Source organism: Nesterenkonia sp. AY15 (genome assembly GCF_022565855.1).
GTDB lineage: Bacteria > Actinomycetota > Actinomycetes > Actinomycetales > Micrococcaceae > Nesterenkonia.
Genome location: NZ_JAJOYV010000001.1, coordinates 125,098 through 148,015, shown reverse-complemented (window position 1 = coordinate 148,015; position 22,918 = coordinate 125,098). Strand labels below are relative to the sequence as shown.

19 protein-coding genes are annotated in these 22,918 nt (G+C 68.7%); 6 read left to right on the top strand and 13 right to left on the bottom strand.

Translation table 11 applies throughout. From position 1 onward, the window contains the following. Positions 1–19 precede the first annotated feature (19 nt). The 3 genes from LSI54_RS00645 to LSI54_RS00635 form a co-directional block, all read right to left on the bottom strand. Positions 20–1,591: an amidohydrolase gene (locus LSI54_RS00645; RefSeq protein WP_241463686.1), complete on the bottom strand. Its 1,572-nt coding sequence runs from the start codon at positions 1,589–1,591 to the stop codon at positions 20–22. Next, positions 1,588–2,304 (bottom strand): FMN-binding negative transcriptional regulator, encoded by a 717-nt coding sequence (locus LSI54_RS00640; RefSeq protein WP_241477524.1) that lies wholly within the window; start codon positions 2,302–2,304, stop codon positions 1,588–1,590. Before LSI54_RS00640 ends, LSI54_RS00645 begins: the two co-directional genes overlap by 4 nt. 361 nt (positions 2,305–2,665) lie before the next feature. Next, positions 2,666–6,301 (bottom strand): bifunctional proline dehydrogenase/L-glutamate gamma-semialdehyde dehydrogenase, encoded by a 3,636-nt coding sequence (locus LSI54_RS00635; protein WP_241477523.1) that lies wholly within the window; start codon positions 6,299–6,301, stop codon positions 2,666–2,668. 149 nt (positions 6,302–6,450) lie between these two features. On the opposite strand from LSI54_RS00635, the gene LSI54_RS00630 reads away from it, so the two are divergent. Continuing rightward, a complete protein-coding gene (locus LSI54_RS00630) occupies positions 6,451–7,878 on the top strand; it encodes a GntR family transcriptional regulator (protein ID WP_241477522.1) in 1,428 nt (475 codons plus the stop codon). Between the two features lie 395 nt (positions 7,879–8,273). Here the strand turns inward: LSI54_RS00630 and LSI54_RS00625 are convergent, their stop codons facing one another. The 6 genes from LSI54_RS00625 to LSI54_RS00600 form a co-directional block, all read right to left on the bottom strand. Then, positions 8,274–9,761 (bottom strand): HNH endonuclease signature motif containing protein, encoded by a 1,488-nt coding sequence (locus tag LSI54_RS00625; protein ID WP_241477521.1) that lies wholly within the window; start codon positions 9,759–9,761, stop codon positions 8,274–8,276. Positions 9,762–9,859: 98 nt separating this feature from the next. Next, complete coding sequence (locus tag LSI54_RS00620; RefSeq protein WP_241477520.1) at positions 9,860–10,171, bottom strand: hypothetical protein; 312 nt, start codon at positions 10,169–10,171, stop codon at positions 9,860–9,862. A gap of 96 nt (positions 10,172–10,267) precedes the next feature. After that, positions 10,268–10,804: a DUF1648 domain-containing protein gene (locus tag LSI54_RS00615; protein ID WP_241477519.1), complete on the bottom strand. Its 537-nt coding sequence runs from the start codon at positions 10,802–10,804 to the stop codon at positions 10,268–10,270. Further along, entirely contained in the window at positions 10,801–11,670 is an 870-nt protein-coding gene (locus tag LSI54_RS00610) for a PhzF family phenazine biosynthesis protein (RefSeq protein ID WP_241477518.1), read from the bottom strand. Before LSI54_RS00610 ends, LSI54_RS00615 begins: the two co-directional genes overlap by 4 nt. A 57-nt stretch (positions 11,671–11,727) precedes the next feature. After that, positions 11,728–14,061, bottom strand: coding sequence for a heavy metal translocating P-type ATPase (locus tag LSI54_RS00605; protein WP_446740402.1), 2,334 nt, complete (start codon positions 14,059–14,061; stop codon positions 11,728–11,730). After that, positions 14,058–14,279: a heavy-metal-associated domain-containing protein gene (locus tag LSI54_RS00600; RefSeq protein WP_241475784.1), complete on the bottom strand. Its 222-nt coding sequence runs from the start codon at positions 14,277–14,279 to the stop codon at positions 14,058–14,060. The genes LSI54_RS00605 and LSI54_RS00600 overlap by 4 nt, the downstream gene beginning before the upstream one ends. A 117-nt stretch (positions 14,280–14,396) precedes the next feature. Here LSI54_RS00600 and LSI54_RS00595 point away from each other — a divergent pair, with 117 nt between their 5' ends. Next, the gene (locus LSI54_RS00595) at positions 14,397–14,753 is read left to right on the top strand and encodes a metal-sensitive transcriptional regulator (RefSeq protein WP_370642679.1); all 357 of its coding nucleotides are present in this window, start codon (positions 14,397–14,399) and stop codon (positions 14,751–14,753) included. Between the two features lie 11 nt (positions 14,754–14,764). Continuing rightward, positions 14,765–15,724 (top strand): DMT family transporter, encoded by a 960-nt coding sequence (locus LSI54_RS00590; protein ID WP_241477517.1) that lies wholly within the window; start codon positions 14,765–14,767, stop codon positions 15,722–15,724. Positions 15,725–15,728: 4 nt separating this feature from the next. Here the strand turns inward: LSI54_RS00590 and LSI54_RS00585 are convergent, their stop codons facing one another. Beyond that, positions 15,729–17,273 carry a hypothetical protein gene (locus LSI54_RS00585; RefSeq protein WP_241477516.1) on the bottom strand — a complete coding sequence of 515 codons (1,545 nt, stop codon included), beginning with the start codon at positions 17,271–17,273 and terminating at the stop codon, positions 15,729–15,731. 167 nt (positions 17,274–17,440) lie between these two features. On the opposite strand from LSI54_RS00585, the gene LSI54_RS00580 reads away from it, so the two are divergent. The 3 genes from LSI54_RS00580 to LSI54_RS00570 all read left to right on the top strand — a co-directional run bounded on the left by LSI54_RS00580 (position 17,441) and on the right by LSI54_RS00570 (position 19,750). Next, positions 17,441–18,232, top strand: a complete 792-nt coding sequence (locus tag LSI54_RS00580) for a methyltransferase domain-containing protein (RefSeq protein WP_241463675.1) — start codon at positions 17,441–17,443, stop codon at positions 18,230–18,232. Between the two features lie 31 nt (positions 18,233–18,263). Beyond that, positions 18,264–19,301, top strand: coding sequence for a CPBP family intramembrane glutamic endopeptidase (locus LSI54_RS13085; RefSeq protein WP_241477515.1), 1,038 nt, complete (start codon positions 18,264–18,266; stop codon positions 19,299–19,301). 119 nt (positions 19,302–19,420) lie between these two features. Beyond that, positions 19,421–19,750: a winged helix-turn-helix domain-containing protein gene (locus LSI54_RS00570; protein WP_241475785.1), complete on the top strand. Its 330-nt coding sequence runs from the start codon at positions 19,421–19,423 to the stop codon at positions 19,748–19,750. On the opposite strand, the gene LSI54_RS12895 is transcribed toward LSI54_RS00570, so the two are convergent. The 3 genes from LSI54_RS12895 to LSI54_RS00560 form a co-directional block, all read right to left on the bottom strand. Continuing rightward, positions 19,732–19,863 carry a hypothetical protein gene (locus LSI54_RS12895; protein WP_274617461.1) on the bottom strand — a complete coding sequence of 44 codons (132 nt, stop codon included), beginning with the start codon at positions 19,861–19,863 and terminating at the stop codon, positions 19,732–19,734. The two genes, LSI54_RS00570 and LSI54_RS12895, sit on opposite strands and share 19 nt — an antisense overlap. Positions 19,864–19,983: 120 nt before the next feature. Then, the gene (gene trmB / locus LSI54_RS00565) at positions 19,984–20,913 is read right to left on the bottom strand and encodes a tRNA (guanosine(46)-N7)-methyltransferase TrmB (protein WP_241477514.1); all 930 of its coding nucleotides are present in this window, start codon (positions 20,911–20,913) and stop codon (positions 19,984–19,986) included. A 2-nt stretch (positions 20,914–20,915) separates the two neighbouring features. Beyond that, positions 20,916–22,856 carry a penicillin-binding transpeptidase domain-containing protein gene (locus LSI54_RS00560; protein ID WP_241477513.1) on the bottom strand — a complete coding sequence of 647 codons (1,941 nt, stop codon included), beginning with the start codon at positions 22,854–22,856 and terminating at the stop codon, positions 20,916–20,918. Between the last annotated feature and the right edge of the window lie 62 nt (positions 22,857–22,918).

Sequence of the window (22,918 nt, the reverse complement as noted above, 5' to 3'; positions counted from 1 at the left end):
TTCGCTCACTCCGAGCCGCTCAGCTGATCCCGTCGTAGGTCAGCCGACCGCCGAGCAGCGTCGCGGAGACGCCCATCTCACGCAGACCGACGGCTTGAGGATCAGCGAGAGGATCGGTCTCCACGAGCACCAGATCCGCCGCGTCTCCCTCGCTGACCTGGTGACTTCCCTTTGCGGTGCCCCCGCGGGTGGCTGCCGCGAGCGCGGTGGCCGGGTCCAGGCGCTGCTCCGGATGCCACGCGTCCCGGCCGTCGCGGCTTCGACTCACCGCCGCGGCGATGGCCACCCACGGGTCCAGCGGGGCGACCGGCGCATCCGAGCCCAGCCGCAGCGGCACCCCGGCGCGGGTGAGCGCGTCCAGCGGGAAGGCCCGATCGGTGCGCCCGGCCCAATATGCATCGGCCACGTCACGGTCATCCATCGCATGTTCGGGCTGCACGCTGGCGGTGAGTCCGAGCCGGGCGAAGCGCGGGATGTCCTCCCAGCGCAGCAGCTGGGCATGTTCGATCACTCCCGGCATGGCCAGCGCCTCGAACGCGTCGAGCACGGCGCTGTTCGCCCGGTCCCCGATCGCGTGGATCGCCGCGGCGATCCCCCCGTCGCGGGCCTGACGCATCACATCCTGCAGCTCATCCATCGGCACCGTCTGCATCCCGCAGCTGTGCGGATGCATCAGGTCCACCTCCGGATAGGGGTCCCAGCACCAGGCGGTGCGCGTGTTCAGCGAACCGTCGGAGATCACCTTCAGCGGCCCCATGGTCACCAGTCCACGCTCATCGAGCGCATCGCCGGTGGAGATCCCCGCCAGCAGCGCCGACTGCAGCCGGTCGGGCCAGACGGACACCTCCACGCGCAACGAGTCCACTCCGGCCGCGGTGCGCAGCGGCCACTGGGAGATGTTGTCGGCATTCTCGAACTCGACGATCCCCACCACCCCACGCTTCGCCGCCGCCTGAGCGGTCTGCCGGTAGATCTCGGGGGTCAGCGCGGCGGGGTCCTGGAGCTGGTCCATCACGGCGAAGGAGTCCGCCTCGCGCAGCAGCCCGCTGGCGTCCGTGGAGACTCCCAGTCGAGTCTGCAGCGCGGTGTTGAGCCACATGCAGTGCAAATCGCCGCTGATCAGGCCCACCGGCACCGAACCGGTCGCCTCGTCCAGGCTGCTCAGCGAGGGAAGGTCGGGCCAGAGCCCATCCCGGAACCCGTACCCGACGACGCCGGAGCCCGCCTGTTCCGAACCTTCCACCGCGAGCGCCGGGTCGGAGCTGAGCGCCCCGCGCACCAGCTGCAGCACCTCTGCCGCGCTGGTGGTCGCGGCGAGGTCGAGGCGCCGCCGCGCGATCACCCACTGGGTGAAGTGCACGTGGTGGTCCCACAGCCCGGGGATCAGGAAGCGGCCGTCGGCGTCCAGGGAGTCGGCGCCTGCAGCTCCTCCCCGCCGGGCCCCCGGCCCGGCGGGGGCCAGGGATGCCACCCGCCCATCCACCAGGTGCACATCGTGCAGGACCGGGCCCGAGGTCAGCGCGCCATCCCCACCGGGGAGCCGGACGTTGCGCAGGATCAGCGAGTCAGAACGCCGTGACGTTGGATTCATCGGGCATCTCCCTTCACAGCGGTCTCCCGCAGTGGCGCCTCATTCAGTGCCGCCTCATTCAGTGCCGCCTCATTCACCCGGGACATCCGATCTGCCAGCGCCGGGTCCGCATAGGGGCCGGTGCCGCGCAGCTCATCGATGATGTTGCGCACTGATTCCATGGACTTGTCCTGACTCATCTTCTCCTTGGCCTCGATGCGGGTGACGCGCAGCCGGAACCCGACGGTCCCGCGCACGATCCGCTGGGCGTATTCGCTGTTCTCCTCCGTGGCGTCAAGCAGGTGCGGGTCCGGGAGCGGGCGCTCGAAGTGCTCCACGAGGCGGTGCAGCACGGCGAGGTTCTCGGTCTCGGAGAGGACCTCGGGCACGCCATAGAGGTGCGCCGCGGCGAAGTTCCAGGTGGGCACATTCGGGCGGCTGCCGTACCAGCTCGGTGAGATGTAGCCGTGCGGCCCTTGGATGATCGCGAGCAGCTCGCTCGGCTCGGTCCCGCCAGCACCACCCAGCCCGAGCTTGGCCTCATCGGGCCGACCGACATGGCTGAGCAGGACGAGCCCGCCGTCGTCGTCGGCCTGCTCCTCGAGGATCACCGGGTAGTGCGAGGCGACGAGGCCCGCCGGGGTGTGTGCCACGAAGGTGCACCAGGGGTGCGCAGTGATCAGGTCCTTGATGGCCTCGAGGTCCTCGAGGGCGTAATCCGGGTTGTGACGCATCCCCCCAGGATAGGGAGCTGCCTCGGCCGCACCAAGTGGAAGGACTCCCTTCACGCACACCAGCGCGCTCACCGCCCTGGAGCCGCTGACCAGCGCGGAGAGCCTTGACAGGACGGCAGGGCCGCCCGCGGTGCAGGGCTGGACGTGTTCACTGAGCCCGAGCCGCCGATGCTGCGCGTCAGCGGGGCGTTCCTGCCGTTGCTCGGTCAGGCCGCGCAGTCTCAGCGCGCGCAGTCTCAACGCACGCAGTCTCAACGCACGCAGTCTCAGGCCGTGCAGACCGAGGATCCGGACTGCCGCCGAAGAACTGTCGGCGGCGTACACCTTGCGAATCCGCCTGGGCGAGTGACCTGGTCAAGCCTCAGACCACCGGCCGCTTGAGCTCCTGCGCCAATCGGTGGAAGTCCCGCGCGGGGTTTCCGAAGCGGTGCAGGGTCATCGAGACCGCCTGCTCCTTGAGCCAATAGCGCAGCTCCACCCGGCCGGAGGCGGTGACCTCATCGGCGATCAGCGCCACCTCAGGGCGCTCCGCGAGCCGCGTGCGCAGCTCGGAGTCCACGGCGCCGAGCACACGCACCCGCACCCCGACTCCGCGGTCATGCACACCGGCGGCAAGCGCCGTGGAGAACTGACCCGTGGTCTCCTGGGTCACCGTCAGCTTCAGCGTCCTGCGCCCCAGCTCCAGCGCCTTCGCAGTCGCGGGCGGCAGCTTGGGGTACGCCGAGATGCTCACGTCTGCCCCGGCGCGCTGGGCTGCGACCAGCGCGCGCAGCAGCTGAACCGCGGTGGCGTCCACGCCCACGCGCAGCAGCACGTCCTCACCGAGGTACCGGAAGATGTTCGCCTCGCTCTCCAGCCCGGTGCGGTCAGCGGGCTGACCGAACTCGGCCTCCCACCAGCGCTGATCATCGGCGGCGGCCGCTGCGAGCCAGGAGCGATCAGCCCCGGAGACGATCCCGGAGCTGACGGCTGAGTCCATGAGCCTCCCCACACTCTCCTCGACCACAGCCCTGGCGGAGCCTCCGGCAGGAGCCGCGGCACCCACCATGTCATCTTCCCAGCGACCGAAGAGCATGACATAGTTGGGGCCGCCGGCCTTGGAGCCCAGCCCCACCGAGGACTGCTTCCAGCCGCCGAACGACTGGCGCTGGACGATCGCTCCGGTGATGCCCCGGTTGACATAGGCGTTGCCGACTTGAACCCTGTCCAGCCAGGTGCTCACCTCCGCGGGCTCCAGCGAGTGGATGCCACCGGTGAGTCCGAAGTCGACCTGGTTCTGCGCGGCGATGGCCTCGTCCAGGTCAGTGGCCTCCATCAGCCCCAGCACCGGTCCGAACACCTCGGTGAGGTGGAAGAAGGATCCGGGCTTCACGCCGTCCTTGATTCCCGGGGACCACAGCAGGCCGGTGTCATCGAGCTGCCTGGGCTCCAGGAGCCAGGACTCACCGGGCTCAAGGGTCGTGAGCGCGCGGCGCAGCTTCTCGCTGGGCTCCTCGGTCAGCGGGCCGACGGTGGCGGCAAGGCTGCTCGGCCAGTCCACGACCATCGATGAGGCGGCGTCCACCAGCTGGCGGCGGAACCGCTCCGAGTCATAGACGCTGCCCACCAGGATGCCCAGCGAGGCGGCGGAGCACTTCTGCCCGGCGTGGCCGAAGGCCGAGGTGACCAGGTCCGCCACTGCCAGATCGCGGTCCGCCGAGGGGGTGACGATCAAGGCGTTCTTGCCGGAGGTCTCGGCATTGATCGCCAGCGCGGGCTTCCAGGAGCGGAACATCGCGGCGGTCTCGGAGGCGCCGGTGAGGATCACCCGGTCGATCCCGTCGTGGGAGACCAGGCGCTTGCCGTCCGCGCCCTCGAAGGGATAGACCCCGTGCAGCACCTCGCGCGGAACGCCCGCATCCCAGAGCGCATCCAGGATCGCCATCGAACAATGCGGAGTGTGGTTCGAGGGCTTGTGGATCACCGCGGCACCGGCGGCCAGCGCGGCGAAGGTGCCGCCTGCCGGGATGGCGAGCGGAAAGTTCCACGGCGGGGTGATCAGCACCAGGCGGTCCGGGATGAACCGGGCATGCTCGACCTGCTCGATCTCCAGGGCACTGTGCGCGTAGTAGCGGGCGAAGTCGATCGCCTCGGAGATCTCCGGATCCGTCTGGGCCACGGATTTGCCCACTTCAGCCGCGGCGATCGAGACCAGATGTCCACGACGCGCGGCCAGGATGTCTGCGGCCCGGTAGAGGATGCGGGCCCGTTCGACGGCGGGGCGCGCCGCCCACGGCTCGGCCGCCGCGCGCGCCTGGGCCACCAGCTCATCGATGCGCTCGCCGCTGATCTTCTCCGGCAGCGACTGACCCTCCAGCCAGCCTGGCTGTGACGCGCGGGCAACGGCGTCCGCGGCCCAGCGCTGGTTCGCCGGCAGCGCGGGATCGGTATCGGGCTCGTTCACGAAGGGCGGGAGGGCGGCGTCGTCGTTCTTCAGCTCGCCCGCGCTCGACAGCGCTTCAGCACCCTGCCGCTCTTCGAGACTGCGATCCTGGGTGTGCTGCGGGCCGGGCGCGGTGTGGCCGTGCTTGCTGAGGATCTCTTCCAGCAGCGCCAACGAGTCACGGAAGCGCTGGGCCTCGCGCTCGAAGACCTCGCTGCCGCGACCGGAGCTGTCCACCTCCAGCTCGAAGATGCCTGACATGAAGTTCTCGCTGGCGGCGTTCTCCTCGAGCCGGCGGACCAGGTAGGAGATGGCCACGTCGAACTCAGCGGGGCGCACTGCCGGGACGTAGAGCAGCAGCTGGCCGACGTCGGCGCTGACCGCCTCGGCCTGCTCGGTGGCCATGCCCTGGAGCATCTCGAATTCCATCTGCCCGGTGACACCGCGCTCGGCGCCGAGCAGGTGGGCGAAAGCGATGTCGAAGAGGTTGTGTCCGGCCACTCCGATCCGCACTCCTGCCATGTTCTCCTCGGTCAGCAGCCAGTGCAGGACGAGCTTGTAGTTCGCGTCCGTGGCCTCCTTGGACTCACAGGTGACCTGGGGCCAGCCGGCGATCTCGCCGTGGACCTTCTCCACAGCCAGGTTCGCGCCCTTGACCAGGCGGATCTTGATCCCTGCTCCGCCTGCCGCGACCCGGGCGTTGGCAAACTGAGCAAGCTCCTGGGTCGCGCCGAGCGCATCCGGGAGGTAGGCCTGCAGCACGATGCCACCCTCGTAGTGCTTCAGCTCGGGACGCGAGAGCAGGGTCTTGAACACCGCGATGGTCAGGTTGAGGTCGCGGTACTCCTCCATGTCCAGGTTGATGAACTTGGATCCCGCGGGGGCCTTGGCCGCTTCCTGGTACATCGGGATGAGCCGGGCGACCACATAGTCCACGGTCTGCTCGAAGCCCCACATGGAGATCTGCGAGGCGATGGAGGAGACCTTGATGGAGACGTAGTCGACGTCATCGCGGCGCAGCAGGTCGACGGTGTCCTGCAGGTGCTTGTCCGCCTCAGCCTCTCCGAGCACCGCCTCGCCGAGGAGGTTGATGTTCAGCCGATGCCCGTCCTGCTTGATCGAAGCCACGGCCTTGCCGAAGGGCTTGTCTCGGGCATCGACGACCATGTGACCGACCATGGACCGCATCCGCGCGCGGGCCGCGGGGACGACGACGTCGGGCAGCGTCTTGGCCAGCGCGCTGCCGGCGCGGATCTGCGCCCGGTCCAGCGAGGAGAGCGTGTCTGGGGCGAGTCCGCCCAGCTCAGCGAGCGCGGAGGCGGCGGCCCTGGTGTCCTCGGTGCGGATGACCCGGTCGACGAATCCCACCGTGAAGTCCAGGCCGTTGGGGTGGGAGAGCACAGCGGAGAGTCGCTGGGCGGACTTGTCCGCGGCGGCGTGGTTCTTGCTCTGCTTGCTGGGCTTGCTGGGCTTGCTGGAACCCGTCTCACCGGGGCCGCGCTGCAGCCAGCGGGTGACCTTGGAGACTGCGGCCTCGGAAAGGTCGGTGAGCTCGGCGGTGTTCTGAGTGGACATCGGGGCCTCATTTCACGCAAGGATGCGGGTTCAGCTGTCGGAGTGCTCGGTCTACTGACTTCCAGTGTGTGTCGTCACACACTCGGGAAGCACCCCATTACGGGTTTTCTCCGTATCTTTTGAGTCATAAATGGTGGAGACTGGCAAGCATGCAGACCACCGGTCGGGGCCGCCCGCGGATCCAGGACACGGCTGATGACATCGTGGCCAGCGTGCTCGCGACGGCCGGGGCGAGGGTGAGCACACCGGAGTTCTCCACCCGGCGCATCGCCGAGCTCACCGGACTGAGCCAGACGCTGGTCAGCCGCGCCTGCCGGAGGATCCGGCGGGCCCGCGCAGGCGGGGCCGGTGGGGGCACCGATGGCGACTGCGGGGACGAACTGCTCGGCGGGGCTCCGGATCCGGCGGTCGGCGACCTGGTCGTGACGGAGCTGCAGGTGAGGTTCCCGCGAATCATCTTGCGCTTCGCCCCTCAGGCGAGAACCGCCATCCGGCAGCAGACCGTCGCGGAACGTCGGTCCACTGCCCTGATGGCCTCATTGCACGCTTCAGAGGCCGCGCGCTGGCGGGTCCGGGATGCCGGCGCGGCTCACCCCGCAGAGGTCGCCGTTCACGACCCAGACCAGCTGAGCGCCTGCTGGGACGCCAATGCCCCCGATTGGGATCAGTTCCTCGACCGCACAGCTGCACTGCTCAGCCTCTGTGCGCCGACCGCCGACGCGATTCCCGGTGACCTGCTGGATCTCCTGGCCCGACGTGCCGGACGAGGACTGCACGGCACAGAGTGGCAGCGAGGGGCCCAGCAAAACGAATTTTCTTCTGACTCAGATTCCGAATTGGGCGCCGAAGATGCCGCGCTGCCCACCGACCCGGAGCGGTCGCCGCGGAACCGCTGGTTCTCCCAGGTGGAGCTCTCGGTGACTGAACAGATCGCCATCGCACTGCGCCGGGAGATCACCAATTCCGGCTTCCTCGCGGGCGACCGCCTCTCTCCTGACGTGCTCGGCAGTCAACTCGGACTCGGCCGCAGCGCCGTCCGCTCGGCGATGAGCCGACTGGTCGATGATGGGCTGTTGGACTTCCATCAGGGAAGCTTCAGGGTTCCCGCAGTGACCGGGGCGGACGTCGTCGACCTGTATGCAGCCCGACTGCACCTCGGGATGGTCCTGCTCAGGGCCTGCGCGGTGCAGCCCCGGCACCGGATGCTGCCGGTCCGACTGGCGCTGGGGGCGGTGGAGGCGGCGGCGATTCAGGGCACCCGGTTCGATGTCGGTCTGGCGGATCTGCAGTTTCAGCAGGAGCTGGCGGAGGCGTCCGGGTTGAGCCAGTCCGCGCGGGGGTTCCACGCGCTGACCCTGCGGGTGCGGATGTTCATCGCCGTGCTGCGCCTGGACTACAGCCCCGCGGTGGAGCGCATCGTCAGCGATGACCGGCGCATCCTTACCGCGGTGCTGGCCGGAGACGCCGAAGCTGCAGTGCGGGCCTGGCGGTTGAAGCTCGACAATGCCGTACGGCACATGTCTGCGCTGGCTCCGGAGTCCTTCGACGCTGAGCTGTGGTCGCGGCTGAGCCGGTAGCCGCTCAGCCGGCGAGTCGGTGCACCGGCGCCTTGGGGATCATCAGCGGCGCCGGCCCCTGGGTCCTCGATCACGCGCAAGTCGACACCGAAGACGCTGCGGATCGCCTCCTCGTTGCCGACCTGCGCCGCGGTGCCTTCGGCGGCGATGCGGCCGTCCTACATCGCGACGATATGCGAGGCGCAGCGCCGCACCTGGTTGATGTTTTCCAGCCCCTGCCGCTCCTCGCACCCGGAGGTCAGGCCGGAGGCGGAATGTCGGTATTCGTCGGTCATGGGATCCTTCGTGGCGACGGAGCCCCACACCGGGGCATCGGACAGCGCCGCAGACCGGAAACCTGGGCAGGATCTTCGCGCTGGCAACACTCCCCCAGGGGTGCTGTCATCAGGGCTGGCCTAAGGGCTCGCCGGGGGTGGACGGTCGGCGGGAACGTCCAGGAAACCTGCGGTCTTGAGCCGATGATGTTTGCGACACAACGCCCATAGGTTGGCCGCCGTGGTCTGGCCGTGGGGCCATGGGATCTGATGATCGATGTCGCAGTGCTCAGCTGCAACCATGCATCCCGGCGCTTGGCAGGTGCCATCGCGCAACTCGATGGCCCGACGAAGGAGCTTGGGCACGAATCGGCTCTCATAGACCCGGATCAGGGGCTCGAACGCCGCCACGTGTGGAGCGGACGCGACATCCGGTGGAGCGGGCGCGGCGTCGGATGGAGCGGACCGGACGGCTGGGACCGGCGCCGGCACCGGGGTCCAGGTGATCTGATGCTCTTCGCTGAGGATGATCCGCCGGATCATCTCTGCCGGATAGGCGTGCCGCCGATTTCGACTCAGCGCGGGCTGCCCAGCACCCCGAGGCGTGCCCGCGGCCCAGCCCGAACCCGACAGCAAGGTCTCGGGCTCGATCAGAATTCCGACGTGGGCGTTGATGGGTGTGCCGGACTCACTCTGACCGGCGAGCAGCCAGTGCGAGACGAGATCTGCCTCCCGCTGGGCCTGGGTCCTGGGATCCCCCGCTTCTCGGTTCGTCGGAGCTGCGGCGCGCTCTGAGGAATCGTCACCGGCCACCCCGACAGGGTCCTCGGCGGGTCCCAGCTTCGGTGCCTCCCACCCGGCGTCCGACCCAGCATCAGGTCCGCCACCCGGGAGGCCGAGCCAGTCGAATCCACCCGGAGCGCCAGCATCGCTGGTCATACCCCCGGCGCCGACCCTCCCCACCACCGGCCGTTCGACACAGGGATCGTAGGGGACGTCCTGCCTCGGGTTCCGGGCAACATCCACCAACCGGTTCTTGATGGCCTCAGCGGTGAGAGTGGGCAGCATCGCGTGAAGGATGCTGACTCCATCCTCCAGATGCTCCAGCCATACCCGGCGTTCGGCATGGCTGCGGCGACACCGCTGCACATGCTGGTCAGGCTCCATTCGAGCCACAAAACGGTTCAACCAGGCGTTCGGCCGCGCCGGCCGATGGGTCAGTGCATAGGTCGCGGCCTCGGCGTCGAGGCGTTCCCGGTGCAACGGAGCGACGAGGCGTTCAGCCGCTGAGATCACCCGGACCAGAGAACGGACGGGAACATCTCCGGCACGCACCGCGCCCCACACTCGCGGCAGGTGGTGCCGGGCGAAACAGGCCTGTTGGTACTGGGTGTACACGTGCCCCTCGCTGGCCCCCAGGGCCTCTGCCGCATTCATGATGGCCGCCGATTCGGCGGTCGCATGACCGCGAGCGCTGCGCATGAGCTCGGGCTCGATCACCGCGGTGTCACGCAGGAAGGACTCCACGTAGTCCACAAGCAGGCGCAGCTGCTCCGCCTGACCTCGATTCAGCTGCCGCTGGGACTCCCGCAGCGGCTCTGCATTCGGATCAGCGAGTGCAACCTGCATGATTCGAATATATCTTCTAATAGGGTGAGATTCAATAGTTCAGTTCATGCCAGTTTGGTTGTATTTGAAGGAAGGTCGAGGGGTCAGCGAGACCCGTCTCAGGGACGCACCATCCGGATGTCCGTGATGGCGGAAGCGCCAGGATCCCGCTTCTCAGTTCCGTCGCAGCGGAACCCATTGCGGCGGTAGAACGCCATGGCACGCGGGTTCTGCTTGGCCACCCAGAGACTGACCGGCCCTGCCATCGCGAAGCCGATGATCTCGCCGTCGGACTCTGCGACCCGGATGCTCCACTCGGCCCGCTGCTCGGAGAGGATTCGTGCCCACATCTCGCGGCGCTGACGAGAATGCCCTTCGGTGAAGAACTCGGCGGGGAGCAGGTCCGTGTAAGTCTCTTGCCAGGTGGCCACGTGCGCCGCCGCGATGTGATTCGCATCCTCGCGCCGCGGCCGCCGGATCAGCGCGGCCGCCGGATCAGCGCGGTCAAGGACCCTGGCGCCGTCGACTCAGTCATCAGCCCAGCCCTCCGGAGCTCGGTAGCGCCGGCTCCTGAACATCATCAGGGTGACCCCCACGAGCACCGCGGCGTAGACCAGGATCGCCACGGTCAGCGTGGGATCACCCGAACCGTCGGCCGCGCGCACCAGCCCGGCGGTGATCCAGGCGAGCAGCAGGTAGGTGGCGCCGAAGATCAGCTCGAGATCCGAACTCATCCGCCGGTTCAGCTCCGGCCGGCGCTCCGGCGTGGTCCAGTACGCTTCGGCGCTGGTCGAGGGCAGCGAAAGCAGCTCGGGGCTGACGCGGCTGATCAGCACACGACAGCCGAGGACCACCGCGAACACCACCGCCCCTGTGACTGCCGCGGCGCTGAGAACCCAGGTCTTGGACGCCCAGCGTATAGGTGTCCCATCGAAGCCGAGATGCGCGGGCAGCGGATCTGGTCCGGCGAGCGCGATCCAGGCGAGCACCCCCGTATAGACCAGCAGGCCGACGATCAGCGCGAGCCTGCCCGGAATGAGCGTCGCGCCGCGAGCCTGGATCACACCGATGGGCCGAGCTCCCCCACCTCGATGGTTCCGCTGACCGCGACATCGGTCCGGCCGCCGACCCAGAGCGACTCGCCCTCGCCCTCGATGTGCACCCGGCCGCGACGCTGCAGCACCGTGCCCTGGCTGGCCACGTAGGGCGGAGACATCTTGCCCGAGTACTCCAGCCACTGCGCCACCGAGGCGTTCAGACTTCCGGTGACCGGATCCTCGCGCAGCGCGCCGGTGTCGTCTGGGAAGAAGGCGCGCAGCTCGAGAGCGGTGTCCGCACCCTCGGGCTGCCGGGCGACCACACCGAGGAAGCGGTACTCCGGATCGGTGATCCTGCTCAGATCCGGGGTCACGCCCAGCACGGTCTCGGCGTTGTCCAGCAGCAGCGCGACCCACCCGGGACCGTTGTCCACCCAGGCCGCGTCCAGCACCTGATCAGGGGTGATGCCGAGCGCGTCGGTGAGCATCTCGCGGGCCGCCTTCGCGATCGGCCCCGACCGCACCAGGCCGGGTGCGCCGAAGGAGAGCGTCTGATCGCCGATCTGCACCGGAACCAGACCCACACCGCATTCCTGGACGACGACGCCGGCTGATCGCGGCTCGTGCCCGAGGTCCAGCCAGGCGCGCGCCGAGCCCAGGGTGGGGTGCCCGGCAAAGGGCAGCTCCTTGTCCAGGGCGAAGATCCGCACCCGGTAGTCCGCCTCCGGCGTGGTCGGCGGCAGCAGGAAGGTGCACTCGGAGAGATTGGTCCAGCGCGAGATGGTGCGCATCTGCTCGTCGCTGAGGCCCTCGGCCTCGGCGATCACCGCGACGGGATTGCCCATGAATGGTCCGTCGCCGAAGACGTCGACCTGGCGAAATGGCTTCAACATGGGCTCATCTTAGACAGGGTTCCGCGGCGCGGCACCCTGACGCCACGGAGATTCTGCTCAGACGCCCTTGAACCCGCGCAGCCGCAGGCTGTTGCCCACCACCGAGAGCGAGGAGAACACCATCGCGGCGCCGGCGAGCATCGGGTTGAGCAGGCCCAGCGCGGCCAGCGGAATGGCGGCGACGTTGTAGCCGAAGGCCCAGAACAGGTTGGACTTGATCACTCGAAGTGTCCGGCGCGAGAGCGCCAGAGCATCGACGACCGAGCGCAGGTCTCCGCGCATGACAGTGATCCCCGCGGCGTTGATCGCCACATCGGTGCCCGTGCCCATGGCGATGCCCAGATCCGCCTGGGCCAGCGCGGCCGCGTCGTTGACGCCGTCGCCGACCATGGCCACTGTCCGTCCCTGCTCCTGGAGCCGGATGATCGCGGCCACCTTGTCCTGCGGCAGCGCCTCGGCGATGACCTCATCGATGCCGACCTCGGCGGCCACCCGGTCTGCGGCGCCGGCGTTGTCACCGGTGAGCAGCACCGTAGAGAGTCCCATGGCAGAGAAGCGGGCCACGGCCTCGGCGGAGGTGTCCTTGACCGCATCCGAGACGATCAGAACCCCGGCGAAGCTGCCGTCGACTGCGACCAGGACCGGGGTCGATCCCTGCGACTCGGCCTGGGCGAGCAGCCCGGCGACCTCGGCCGGAAGCTCGATCCCCTGCTGGCGCAGCAGCTCGCGGCGGCCCACCGTCACCGTGCGCCTGGAGACCGTCCCGGAGACGCCATACCCCTGGTGGTTCGTGAAATCGCTCGCCTCAGACAGCTTCCCGGAGGTCGAGCCGAGGGTCTCGCGCGCCGCATTGGTCACGGCGCGGGCGATCGGGTGCTCGGAGGCTGACTCCAGCGCGCCGGCGAGACGGAGCAGCTCGGCGTCGTCGTCAGCGGAATCCGGAGCGCTCCAGGCGCGTGCCGAGTGCATCGCGGCGAGCTTCATCGCCCCCGTAGTCACCGTGCCGGTCTTGTCCAGCACCACTGTGTCGATGCCGCGCGAGGCCTCGAGGACCTCTGGGCCGCGGATCAGGATCCCCAGCTGCGCGCCGCGGCCGGTGCCCACCAGCAGTGCGGTGGGTGTGGCCAGCCCGAGCGCGCAGGGGCAGGCGATGATCAGCACGGCCACGGCGGCGGTGAACGCGAACTCCGCAGAGGGGCCGAGGAGCAGCCAGATCAGCAGGGTGACCAGCGCGATGACCAGCACGATGGGCACGAAGATCCCGGAGATCCGGTCTGCCAGCCGCTGGACCTGGGCCTTGCCCGACTGCGCCTCCTCAACCAGATGGGCCATCTGGGCCAGCTGGGTGTCGGAACCGACCCTCGAGGCACGGACGATCAGTCGTCCGGAGGAGTTCATCGTGGCCCCGGTGACGCTGTCACCCTGGGTGACCTCCACCGGCACCGATTCTCCGGTGAGCATCGACATGTCCACCGCGGACGCGCCGGTGACCACGGTGCCGTCGGTGGCGATCTTCTCCCCCGGGCGCACGATGAACTCGTCCCCGACGGCGAGTTCGCGCACCGGGATGAGCACCTCGGAGCCGTCGCGCAGCACCGAGACCTCCTTGGCTCCCATGTTGAGCAGCGAGCGCAGCGCCTGCCCGGCGCTGGACTTGGAGCGCTTCTCGAAGTACCTGCCCAGCAGCAGGAAGACGGTCACCGCAGCGGCCACCTCGTAGTAGATGCTGGCAGCACCCATGTGGTGGGCGGCATCGGAGAGCCAGGGCGGCTCGGCGAAGAACACGAACTCGTGCCGCAGCCGCGGGTCGCCGGCAGCGCCGAAGATCATGGCGTAGAGCGACCAGAGCAGCGCCGCGAGCGTGCCCAGTGAGATGAGCGTGTCCATGGTGGCGGCGCCGGCGCGCGCATTCAGCGCCGCGGCGCGGTGGAAGGGCCACCCGGCCCAGAGCACCACCGGCAGGGTCAGTGCCAGCGAGACCCAGTTCCACCAGGGGAACTGCAGCGCCGGGATCATGGCGAGCAGCACCACGGGCACGGTGAGCACGGCGGAGATCAGCAGACGACGACGCAGCCCGACCAGCTCCCGCGCGGCCGGGCTCGCAGCGGAGGGCTCCTCGGTGAGCGGCGCCGGCTCCTGGGCGCTGTATCCGGTCTTCTCCACCGCCGCGATGAGCTCCGCGACGGTGGAGTCGCGGTCGACGGAGTTGCGGTCGGCGGCGTCGCGGTCTGCGGAATCCGCAATCTGGACAGCAGCCTTCTCGGTGGCGTAGTTGACGGTGGCCGTGACACCGTCGAGCTTGTTGAGCTTTCGTTCGACGCGCTGCGCGCAGGCGGCGCAGGTCATCCCGCCGATCTCGAGCTCGATGCGCCCGGTGCTCACTGAGCTCACAGCTGGCGCACGGCGTCGTAGCCGGCCTCGTCCACGGCGGCGAGGACGGTCTCGTCGGTGAGGGCTGCGTCGTCGGTGACAGCTATCTCCAGGCGCCCCGTGTCCGCGCTGACCTCCAGGCCGGAGACGCCGGGGAGCTGCTCGACCTCTGCCCGGATGGCGCTCTCGCAATGTCCACAGGACATTCCAGTGACGCTGTAGCGGCGGGTGTCGGTCATGATGAGCTCCTCGGCAGACGAATGGTGGTGCAAGAACATTCTCAAATATACCCCCTCAGGGTATATTTGTGGAACACAGCTCATATAGTGGTGGCCTCGGCCACCTGAGGAGGATCCATGGACAGCGCAGCGCTCGACGACCCTGGCAACATCCCTGCCAATGCCCCTGCCGACACTGCGACCCAGGAGCAGCATCATGGCTATATGACGCAGAAGGACCGCTACCTGGGCCGACTGCGCCGGATCGAGGGGCAGGCCCGCGGGATCCACCGGATGGTGGAGCAGGACACCTACTGCATCGACATCCTCACCCAGATCAGCGCCACCACGGCGGCGCTGGAGAACGTGGCGATGGCGCTGCTGGAAGACCACCTCCGGCACTGCGTGGCCGATGCGGTCGCCGTCGGCGGGGATGAGGCCGAGGAGAAGATCCAGGAAGCCACGGCAGCCATCCGCCGCCTCGTGAAGTCCTGACCACTCATATGATGACTCCCGCACGCGGCGTAGCCCTGATGGTGGTGGGCACCCTCGCCATGGCCGCCTCTGCGGCGATGATCTCCGCGATCGAAGGCGAGCCGCTGAGCGTCGCAGCCTGGCGCTGCCTGCTCGCGGTGCCGATGCTGCTGCCGCTGGCGGCCTGGGAGCTGCTGCGCCGCAGGGGAAGGGCCAAGCTCTCGCGCCGCACACTGGTCGGAGCGCTGATCGCCGGGGTCGCGCTGGGTGTGGACTACAGCTTCTACAACACCTCGATCAACATGATCGGGCCCGGCATCGCAACCGTGCTGATCAATGTGCAGGTCGTGATCCTGCCGCTGATCGCGTGGGCCATGGAGGGCGTGCGGCCGATGCGCCAGCTGGCGCTGATCATCCCGCTGATGCTCGCCGGGGTGGCGCTGACCGCCGGCGCACTGGATCTGGGGAACGTTCAGCTCGCGGGGGTGCTGGCCGGACTCGCGGCAGGCACCGGGTATGCGCTGTATCTGGCGATCATCCGGCGCACCGCGCCCAAGGAGTCTCGGCGCCACAAGTCCGCACCCTTCACGATCCTCAGCCTGGTCTGCCTCTCGGCAGGGGTCACCACCGCGCTGGCCGCCACCGGACTTGGTCGCCTGGAGGTGCCGGAGGGGCTGGGCGGATGGGGGGCGATGCTTGCGCTGGCCTTCGTGGGCCAGGTGCTCACCTACCTGTGCTTCAACGTCGCCATGACCGCGATCTCCGAGACCGCGTCCAGCACGCTGATGCTGCTCTCCGCGGTCTTCGCGGTGGCACTGGCCGCGGTGCTCTTCGCCGACATCCCCAGCGCCTGGCAGCTGATGGGCTGTGCGATGATCATCGGCGGAGCCTGGTGGACCGCGGCGGCGGCACGAAGAAGGGCCGGAGGCGTGGTGCCCCCGACCCTTCCTGTGGACTCAGCCGTGGAGAGCGGACTGAGCTCGCGACACTGAGGGATCAGTGATCATGATCGTCGTGCTCGTCATCGGCGGGCTGGTCTTCAGCGTGATCATGATCGTCGTGCTCGTCGTCGGCATCCTCGCCTTCGGCGGGCTCACCATCGGCGTGCTCGTCGTCGGTGTGGCCATGCCCCTCGTGGGCCTCGTCCTCCCCGTGTTCACCCTCATGTTCCGCCGCCCCCTCGGCCGGCCGACCGTCGACCGCGGCGATCTCGTTCGGGGTGAAGTCCAGCTCGGCTGAGTTGATGATCTCCATCGAGCCGAGATCCACCATGTGCAGCGCCTGCGCGTCGGGCTCGGTGATGTAGGCGATGTCGCCCACCACGCGGATGGCCGGGCTCGGCTCCTGCCACTCCTCCGGCTCGGTCCACTCCTCCATGATCTCCAGATGGTCGGTGTGCTCCCCGGTCTCTGCATTGATCACGTGCAGCTGGCCGTCCTCGGCGAGGACGAGGGCTTCGCCCTCAGGTCCGCGGGCGAGGGATCGGAAGTTATAGGCGGCGTCGAGGTCGACCAGGGAGATCTCCTCATCTGCGGCGTCCACGAGTGCGACCTGGGTCATCGGCTCTTCGCCGTCCTCATCCGTGTTGTAGTCCCCTAGGAAGATCGAGGAGTCCTCGGCCGGGAAGAGGTTGCCGATGCGCGCATACTCCTCAGCGGCGGCGATCTTGGAGAACTCGGCGCCGTCGAAGACCATCACGCCGTCCTCGCAGCCCACCGCGATCATGCCCTCGGGGCCTGCCGCCTCGCCGTGCGGCCCGGGGCACTCCTCGCTGCGCGCGACCTCCTCGCCGTCGGCGTCCAGCACGCGCGCACCGTTGCTGCCATCTTCATCGCCCAGGGTCTCGAAGCGACCTCCGTCGGCGAAGACCGCGGCCACGCCGTGGTGCGCCTCCTGCGTCTCGGCCACCTCGGTCTCCAGCTCCGAGTCAGCCCCGAGGTCGAGGTCGGAGAGCTCAGCGAGCTCATAGCTGTGGATCTCGCCGCTGCCGTCGAAGAACAGCGTGCCGACACCGTCGTGGGAGACCACGTGCCCAGGAGCGGGACCATCCACGGTCACATCGCTGAGGTGCGGATCGGTGGTGAAGTAATCATTGTGATCCCCATGCGGCTCGCCCCAGGTGCCGCCGTCGATCAGCCGGAAGGTCTCACCCTCGCTGAGGAAGAAGTGCCGACCATCGCCGGCAGGGTTGACTCGGAGAAAGCCTTCGGCCTGGTGCTCGCTGAGCACCTCCAGACTCGCGCCGTCGAGCACCGAGACCCCGCCGTCGTGGGTGATCGCCAGGCGTGGGCTGGGGCCGCCGGCGGCAAGGGTCTCCCGGTCGGAGGGCTCGACGACGGTAGCTTCAGGAGCTGCCTCGTCCTCGCCGTCGGAGGTGTCGTCGGCGTCGTCGGCGACATCGGAGGCCGCGGTCGGCTCAGCGGATGCGGCGGTCTCCCCCTCAGCGGCTTCGCCATCCCCGGACGCACCGTCGGCGCAGGAGACAAGTGCCAGGGCGGAGATCATGAAGACGGAGGGCAGAGTGAGGCGTCTGGTGTTCATGCGAATGATTCTTGTTTAGAGCGAGTTTAATTGCAACTCGTTCGCATTACTGTCCGCCGGGGTCACGCCGCCTCCCGGCTACACCACACTCCGCGGCCAACACGATCCGGTGTCGGATTGTGTCGACCCCCGCGCGGCGCGCCAGCACCCCGATTTAGACTCGGACCATGCCCAGTACCCAGTGGAACCCGGGTGCGTATCTGACCTACGCCTCCGAACGAACCCAGCCCTTCATCGACCTGCTCCAGCGTGTGCGAGCCCCCCAGGCAGACCGAATCGTGGACCTCGGATGCGGGCCCGGCAACGGGATGCCGGTGCTGCGCGGGATGTGGCCCAAGGCATGGATCACCGGAATCGACTCCTCGGAGGAGATGCTTCAGCGAGCCGGCGAGGCCACCGATGACGATCGGATCTCCTATACCCGCGCGGACATCAGGGACCTGGACCTTGAACGACAAGCGGATCTGATCGTCTCCAATGCCGCGCTGCAGTGGATCCCCGAGCACCGCGAGCTGCTGCCCTCCATCATGGACAATGTGGCCGCCGGCGGCGCGCTGGCGGTCCAGGTTCCGGGCAACTTCAACGCCCCGAGCCACCAGCTGCTCGCCCAGTTCGCCGCGAAGAGCCCCTATGCCGCGCACATCGACCCGGAGTCGCTGCTCAAGCCCACCTCGGAGCTGAGTGAGTACATGCTCGACGTCTCCCTGCCCGGATGGGAGGTCGAGGCCTGGGAGACCCGGTACCACCACGTGCTGCAGGGTGAGGACCCGGTGTTCGACTGGATCTCTGCGGCGGCGGCGCGTCCGGTGCTCGAGGCTCTCCCCGCCGATGTGCGCGAGGAGTTCATCACGGAGTACAAGGCCGCGCTGCGCGAGGCCTACCCGGCGACCAGGATCGGCACGATCCTGCCCTTCCGGCGGCTGTTCTTCATCGCCCGGCGCAGCACCGGGCGCGGCTGAGCATTCCAGGCTGAGCCGGTAGGGTTCTCGCGTGACTGTTCCTGCCTCCGCCCTGACCAAGACGCCGCGCACTCCCCTCGTCATCCTGAGCACCTTCGTGCTGGTGGCGCTGACGCTCGGCTGGCTGATCGCCCTGCCCATGGTGCTGATGAGCCCGGAGGAGCGCAACAGCGCACCGCTCGGTGTGTACTACAACCTCTTCATGCTCACCCCGGCGCTGGCCGCGGTGACCGCCTATGTGCTGGAGCGCCGTCAGCCGCTCGGCGTGCTCTACGGCCATCATGGGGATGTGGCCCCCGGGGAGAATGCGGTCTCTGTGGAGACTGCGCAGCCCGCCCGGGTGTTAAGACCACAGAGCGTGACCGACGCGCTGGGAATCACCCCGCTGCGCCCGGTGCGCGGGCTCCTGAGCTGGTCCGTGCTGGGACTGCTGCTCTTCTTCGCCTTCAGCTTCGCGGCGCTGCCGCTGGGCGGCGCGCTCGGGGTCTACCCCTTCGACCCCTCGATGCCGATCTTCGTGCAGGACCTGAGCTCGCGGCTCGGCCAGGACGCCACCGAGTTCATCGCCACCGGCATGCTGGTGGAGGTCGGGGTGATCTTCTCCGCCGCGGTGCTGGGCGTGTTCCTCCACGCCGGGATCGAGATGGGCTGGCGCGGCTACCTCTTCCCCCGGCTGCAGCTGCGCTGGGGCCCTCGCGCCGCCGTCGTGCTCACCGGGGTGGTCTCCGGGCTCTGGTACGCCCCGCTGCTGGCGGCTGGGTTCTTCTATGACCAGACCCCGGTGTTCCAGGCGCTGGCGCTGATGCTCGGCTACGCGATCATCATCGGCGGGGTGCTCGCCTGGCTGCGGATGCAGTCCGGTTCGATCTGGCCCGCCGCGTTCGCGCAGTCGATGATCTCGGCCGCGGCGATCCTGCACTTCTGGTTCGCCAGCGCAGGCGAGATGGTGGACCTGCGTCAGGCCACGCTGCAGGGGCTCTCCGGCTGGATCCTGCCGGGGCTGCTGCTGCTGGGGCTGCTGATCTTCGCCCGCCGCGCCTTTCCGCAGAATTCACAGGAGCGTCGCTGAGGAGTCCCGGACACATCAGCGTCACACCGCCGACAACGCGGAGAAACGCCCTCCCTCTAGCCTGGGGTCCAGGCAGCCCAGCAGCTGCCTGGACGCAGGCCTCACGGGGAGGAGCGGCGATGATGGTTCCGGCCGAGCAGCCGGTGGCGGGAGACTCTGCGCTGCGTCTGCACACCCGATCCGGGGAGATGAAGGTCAGCGGCGACACTCTGCACCTGCCGCATCGTGACGCGGCTCCGGTCCAGCTGGCACCGGGTCCGCTGGCACTGCTCCGCGCGCTGATGAAGGCCCAAGGTGCCGTGCTCTCCAGGGAACACCTGCTGGCGGTGCTGCCGCACTGCGGCTCAGAGCACGCCCTTGAGATGTGGGTCTCGCGGCTGCGCCAATCACTGCCTGACCCGTCGATGGTCAAGACCGTGGTCAAGCGCGGCTACCGGCTGGTGGTCTGACCCACGAGAGCGTCTCCGCCGGTCTCCGGATCACAGCCGCCGCCCCACCCACCGGTGGCGAAGTCGCAGCGCTGCACGCCGTCGAGCACCACGTTGCTCACCGTGCTGCTCACCGCGGGGGCGGCATGTTTCTCCCGCAGCGCGTGCGTGACTCCTCCTGGGTCCAGGCAGGGTGGCAGGCAGAACGCCGTGGTGTGACTGGGCGCGAGTGTCTTCGGTGTTCCGGGCTGGCGCTATGGCTCCCGGATGAAGGTCAGGTCAAAGATCCGGCGGCCGACGGCGAGCGCCTTGGTCTCGAAGTCGGTCTGGACGCGCCCATCGAACCGGGGTGCCCAGCCGCCGTCGTCGTCCCGGGCCTGGTGAAGCTCCAGCGGCGCCGGCTCCTTGCCCATCGAGATGGCGTCCAGATCATGGAGGCGGACCTCGGTCAGCGGCGAGTCATCCCCCGCCCGCTCCCCCGCATGGAGGTTCCTGAACTGGGAGGAGGCGCCGATCAGCGAGCGCATCTGCACGGCGTAGCCGGACCAGTCGGTGGCCAGGCGCCAGACTCCGCCGGCAGGCAGGACTCTGGCGACCCTCTCGATGAACCCCGCATCGACGAGCCGACGCTTGTTGTGCTTCTTCTTGTGCCAGGGGTCGGGGAAGAAGATCCAGACCTCGGCGACCTGACCGGGGGCGAAGAGCTGGTCCAGGACCTCGGGCGCATTGGCCACGGCGACCCGGACGTTGCTCAGCCCCTCGCGGCGGATCCTGCTGACCAGCTGGGCGGCGCCGGGCTTGTAGACCTCGATGGCCAGGAAGTCCTTCTCCGGACTGGCGGCGGCGGCATGGGCCACCGCCTCCCCGGAGCCCGAACCGATCTCTACGATGATCGGGGCGGTGCGGCCGAACTCGGCCGCCCAGTCGACGCGGAAGCCATCGGCCACGGAGGTGTCGCGCTCTCCGTGCGGGATGTCCAGCAGCTCCTCCCCCAGCGCCGCGTCCCAGGTCCGCTGGTAGCTGGGCTTGAGCCGGTTGCTGCGCCGGACGAAGGAGAGCGGTCGGCGCATGGGCAGCGGGGGTCGGGAGTCCCCGGGATCGGTGTGCTCGGGATCGGTGTTCCCGGGGTCAGAATTCTTGGGGTCAGAGGTGTCAGGCTGGGAGATGTCGGGCTGGGAAGTCACCGCTACAGGATAGCGGAGGCCCCCTCCAGGAACTCCTGCAGCAGCGGTCCGTTGGTGGATCCGCCGAACTCCCCCTCCTCGAGGAAGATCGCCACGGCGAGGTCTCCCTGCATCGCGATGACCCAGGTGTGGGAGTAGGAGTCATCGCCGTCCCCTGCCTCCGCGGTGCCGGTCTTGGCGTAGATCCGCTCGCCCGGGACGTCCACGAGCGACTCCAGCGAGCCGAAGTTCACGGTGTCGGTCATCAGCGTGCGCAGGTCCTCGGCCTCGGCTTCTGTGATCCCGCTCTCCGGGGTCTCCGACTCCTCCGGCACGACCAGGTGGGGATGGACGGTCCTGCCGGTGGCGATCGAGGCGGTGACGGTGGCCATGCCCAAGGTGGAGGACTCCACCACGCCCTGGCCGAAGAGATTGGAGGCATGGAGGTTGAGCTCGGAGTCCTGCGGCACCGATCCCATCCGTGCGGGCACGCCCAGGTGCGTCTCCTCGACGATGCCGAGGTCGAGCGCGGCCTGGTGGACCTCCGCAGAGGTCACATCGTCGTAGGCGTCGGCGAAGACGGTGTTGCAGGAGACTGCCACCGCGTCGCGGAAGGGGATGTCTCCGAGGTACTCCGAGGGGAACCCGGTGTAGTTGCCGAAGGACTGCCCGTGCACGGTGGTCTGGTTCGAGCAGCTCACATCGGTGTCGGGGGTGAGTCCGTCGCGCAGCATGGCGAGCGAGGAGACCACCTTGAAGGTGGAGCCGGGCGCGTAGGTGGATTGGGTGGCGATCTCCACCTGGCCGCCGTCCGGGTCGTGGCTGGCGGCGGCCAGGACGCCGCCGTCGGAGGGTCGGATGGCGACGATCGCCCCAGAGGCGTCCTGATCTTCGACGATCTCCTGGGCGAGGTTCTGCAGCCGCGGCACCATGGTGGTCTCCACGTCTCCGCCGTCGGCGGGGGCCACCGAGTACAGGGGCTCGCCGTCCTTCTGGATCGCCATCCCCGGAGCTCCGCGCAGGGTCTGCTCGTAGGAGGCCTGGATGCCGGAGGTGCCGATGGTGTCGCCGACGCTCAGGCTCGGGTCTGCCTCCAGGGACTCGGCGGTCACCGGTCCCACCCGGCCCAGCAGCAGCGGGGCGAAGTCCCGGGAGTCCGCCAAGGACATCTGGTCATAGATGCCTGAGGCGCCGGGGATCGCTTCGACGTCGGTGGCGGTCACGTCGTCTTCGGATCGGCGCAGCGTGATGGCCTCCACGAAGGCCAGGTCTCCGCCGCCGAGCACGCTCTCGACGTAGGGGTCCACCGGGATCTCGACCAGCTCGGCGAGCGCCTCGGCGGAGGAGCGCAGCGTATCTTGATCGGCGGGCTCGCCGTCCTGGGCGAGCTGGGCCTTGTCGATGCCCAGCCGGACGACGTCGCGGTTGTAGACCATGGCCCGTCCGTCGTCGTCCATGATCCGGCCGCGGTCGGCGGGGGTGGTGGCCAGGCTGATCGACTCGGTGCCGGCATAGTCGGGCATGATGATCTCTGGCGTGGCTTCCACTGCCCAGACCTCGGTCTCCTGGTCGTAGACCAGTTCGGCGGTGGTCTCATAGGTCCAGGCCTCGCCCTCGATGCCGAGCTCCTCCAGTTCCCAGCTGTGCTGAAGCGGGACTGTGGCGGTGACCGGGCGGGGTGAATCCTCCGGCGGCTCATCGAGCACGACCTCGCCGGTGCTCACCTCAGGGGTGAGCTCCTCGAAGGGCGCGTGGAGATTCTCCACGGCCGCCGTCATGGTCTCGGGGTCTCCGGATTCAAAGCTCAGCGCGGAGAAGTCACCGCTGGAGATCGCGGAGGCCAGCGCATCGGCGGCCTCTTCCACGGTCTCGGACGGGTCGGCGCTGCAGCTGGTGAGCACCATCACGGCCGCGACCCCCACCGCGCTCGGAATGATCAGCCGGGAGCGAGAGGAGACAGACATGACCTGATTATTGCGGCACCGTGGGCGCGTCTCGGGCAGGACTCGCGGGGTGCGCACAAAGG

Coding starts and splice junctions, on each gene's coding strand:
- LSI54_RS00645 (WP_241463686.1), bottom strand. CDS start 1,591: ATGAATCCAACGTCACGGCGTTCTGACTCGCTGATCCTGCGCAACGTC.
- LSI54_RS00640 (WP_241477524.1), bottom strand. CDS start 2,304: ATGCGTCACAACCCGGATTACGCCCTCGAGGACCTCGAGGCCATCAAG.
- LSI54_RS00635 (WP_241477523.1), bottom strand. CDS start 6,301: ATGTCCACTCAGAACACCGCCGAGCTCACCGACCTTTCCGAGGCCGCA.
- LSI54_RS00630 (WP_241477522.1), top strand. CDS start 6,451: ATGCAGACCACCGGTCGGGGCCGCCCGCGGATCCAGGACACGGCTGAT.
- LSI54_RS00625 (WP_241477521.1), bottom strand. CDS start 9,761: ATGCAGGTTGCACTCGCTGATCCGAATGCAGAGCCGCTGCGGGAGTCC.
- LSI54_RS00610 (WP_241477518.1), bottom strand. CDS start 11,670: ATGTTGAAGCCATTTCGCCAGGTCGACGTCTTCGGCGACGGACCATTC.
- LSI54_RS00600 (WP_241475784.1), bottom strand. CDS start 14,279: ATGACCGACACCCGCCGCTACAGCGTCACTGGAATGTCCTGTGGACAT.
- LSI54_RS00595 (WP_370642679.1), top strand. CDS start 14,397: ATGGACAGCGCAGCGCTCGACGACCCTGGCAACATCCCTGCCAATGCC.
- LSI54_RS00590 (WP_241477517.1), top strand. CDS start 14,765: ATGACTCCCGCACGCGGCGTAGCCCTGATGGTGGTGGGCACCCTCGCC.
- LSI54_RS00585 (WP_241477516.1), bottom strand. CDS start 17,273: ATGAACACCAGACGCCTCACTCTGCCCTCCGTCTTCATGATCTCCGCC.
- LSI54_RS00580 (WP_241463675.1), top strand. CDS start 17,441: ATGCCCAGTACCCAGTGGAACCCGGGTGCGTATCTGACCTACGCCTCC.
- LSI54_RS00570 (WP_241475785.1), top strand. CDS start 19,421: ATGATGGTTCCGGCCGAGCAGCCGGTGGCGGGAGACTCTGCGCTGCGT.
- LSI54_RS00560 (WP_241477513.1), bottom strand. CDS start 22,856: ATGTCTGTCTCCTCTCGCTCCCGGCTGATCATTCCGAGCGCGGTGGGG.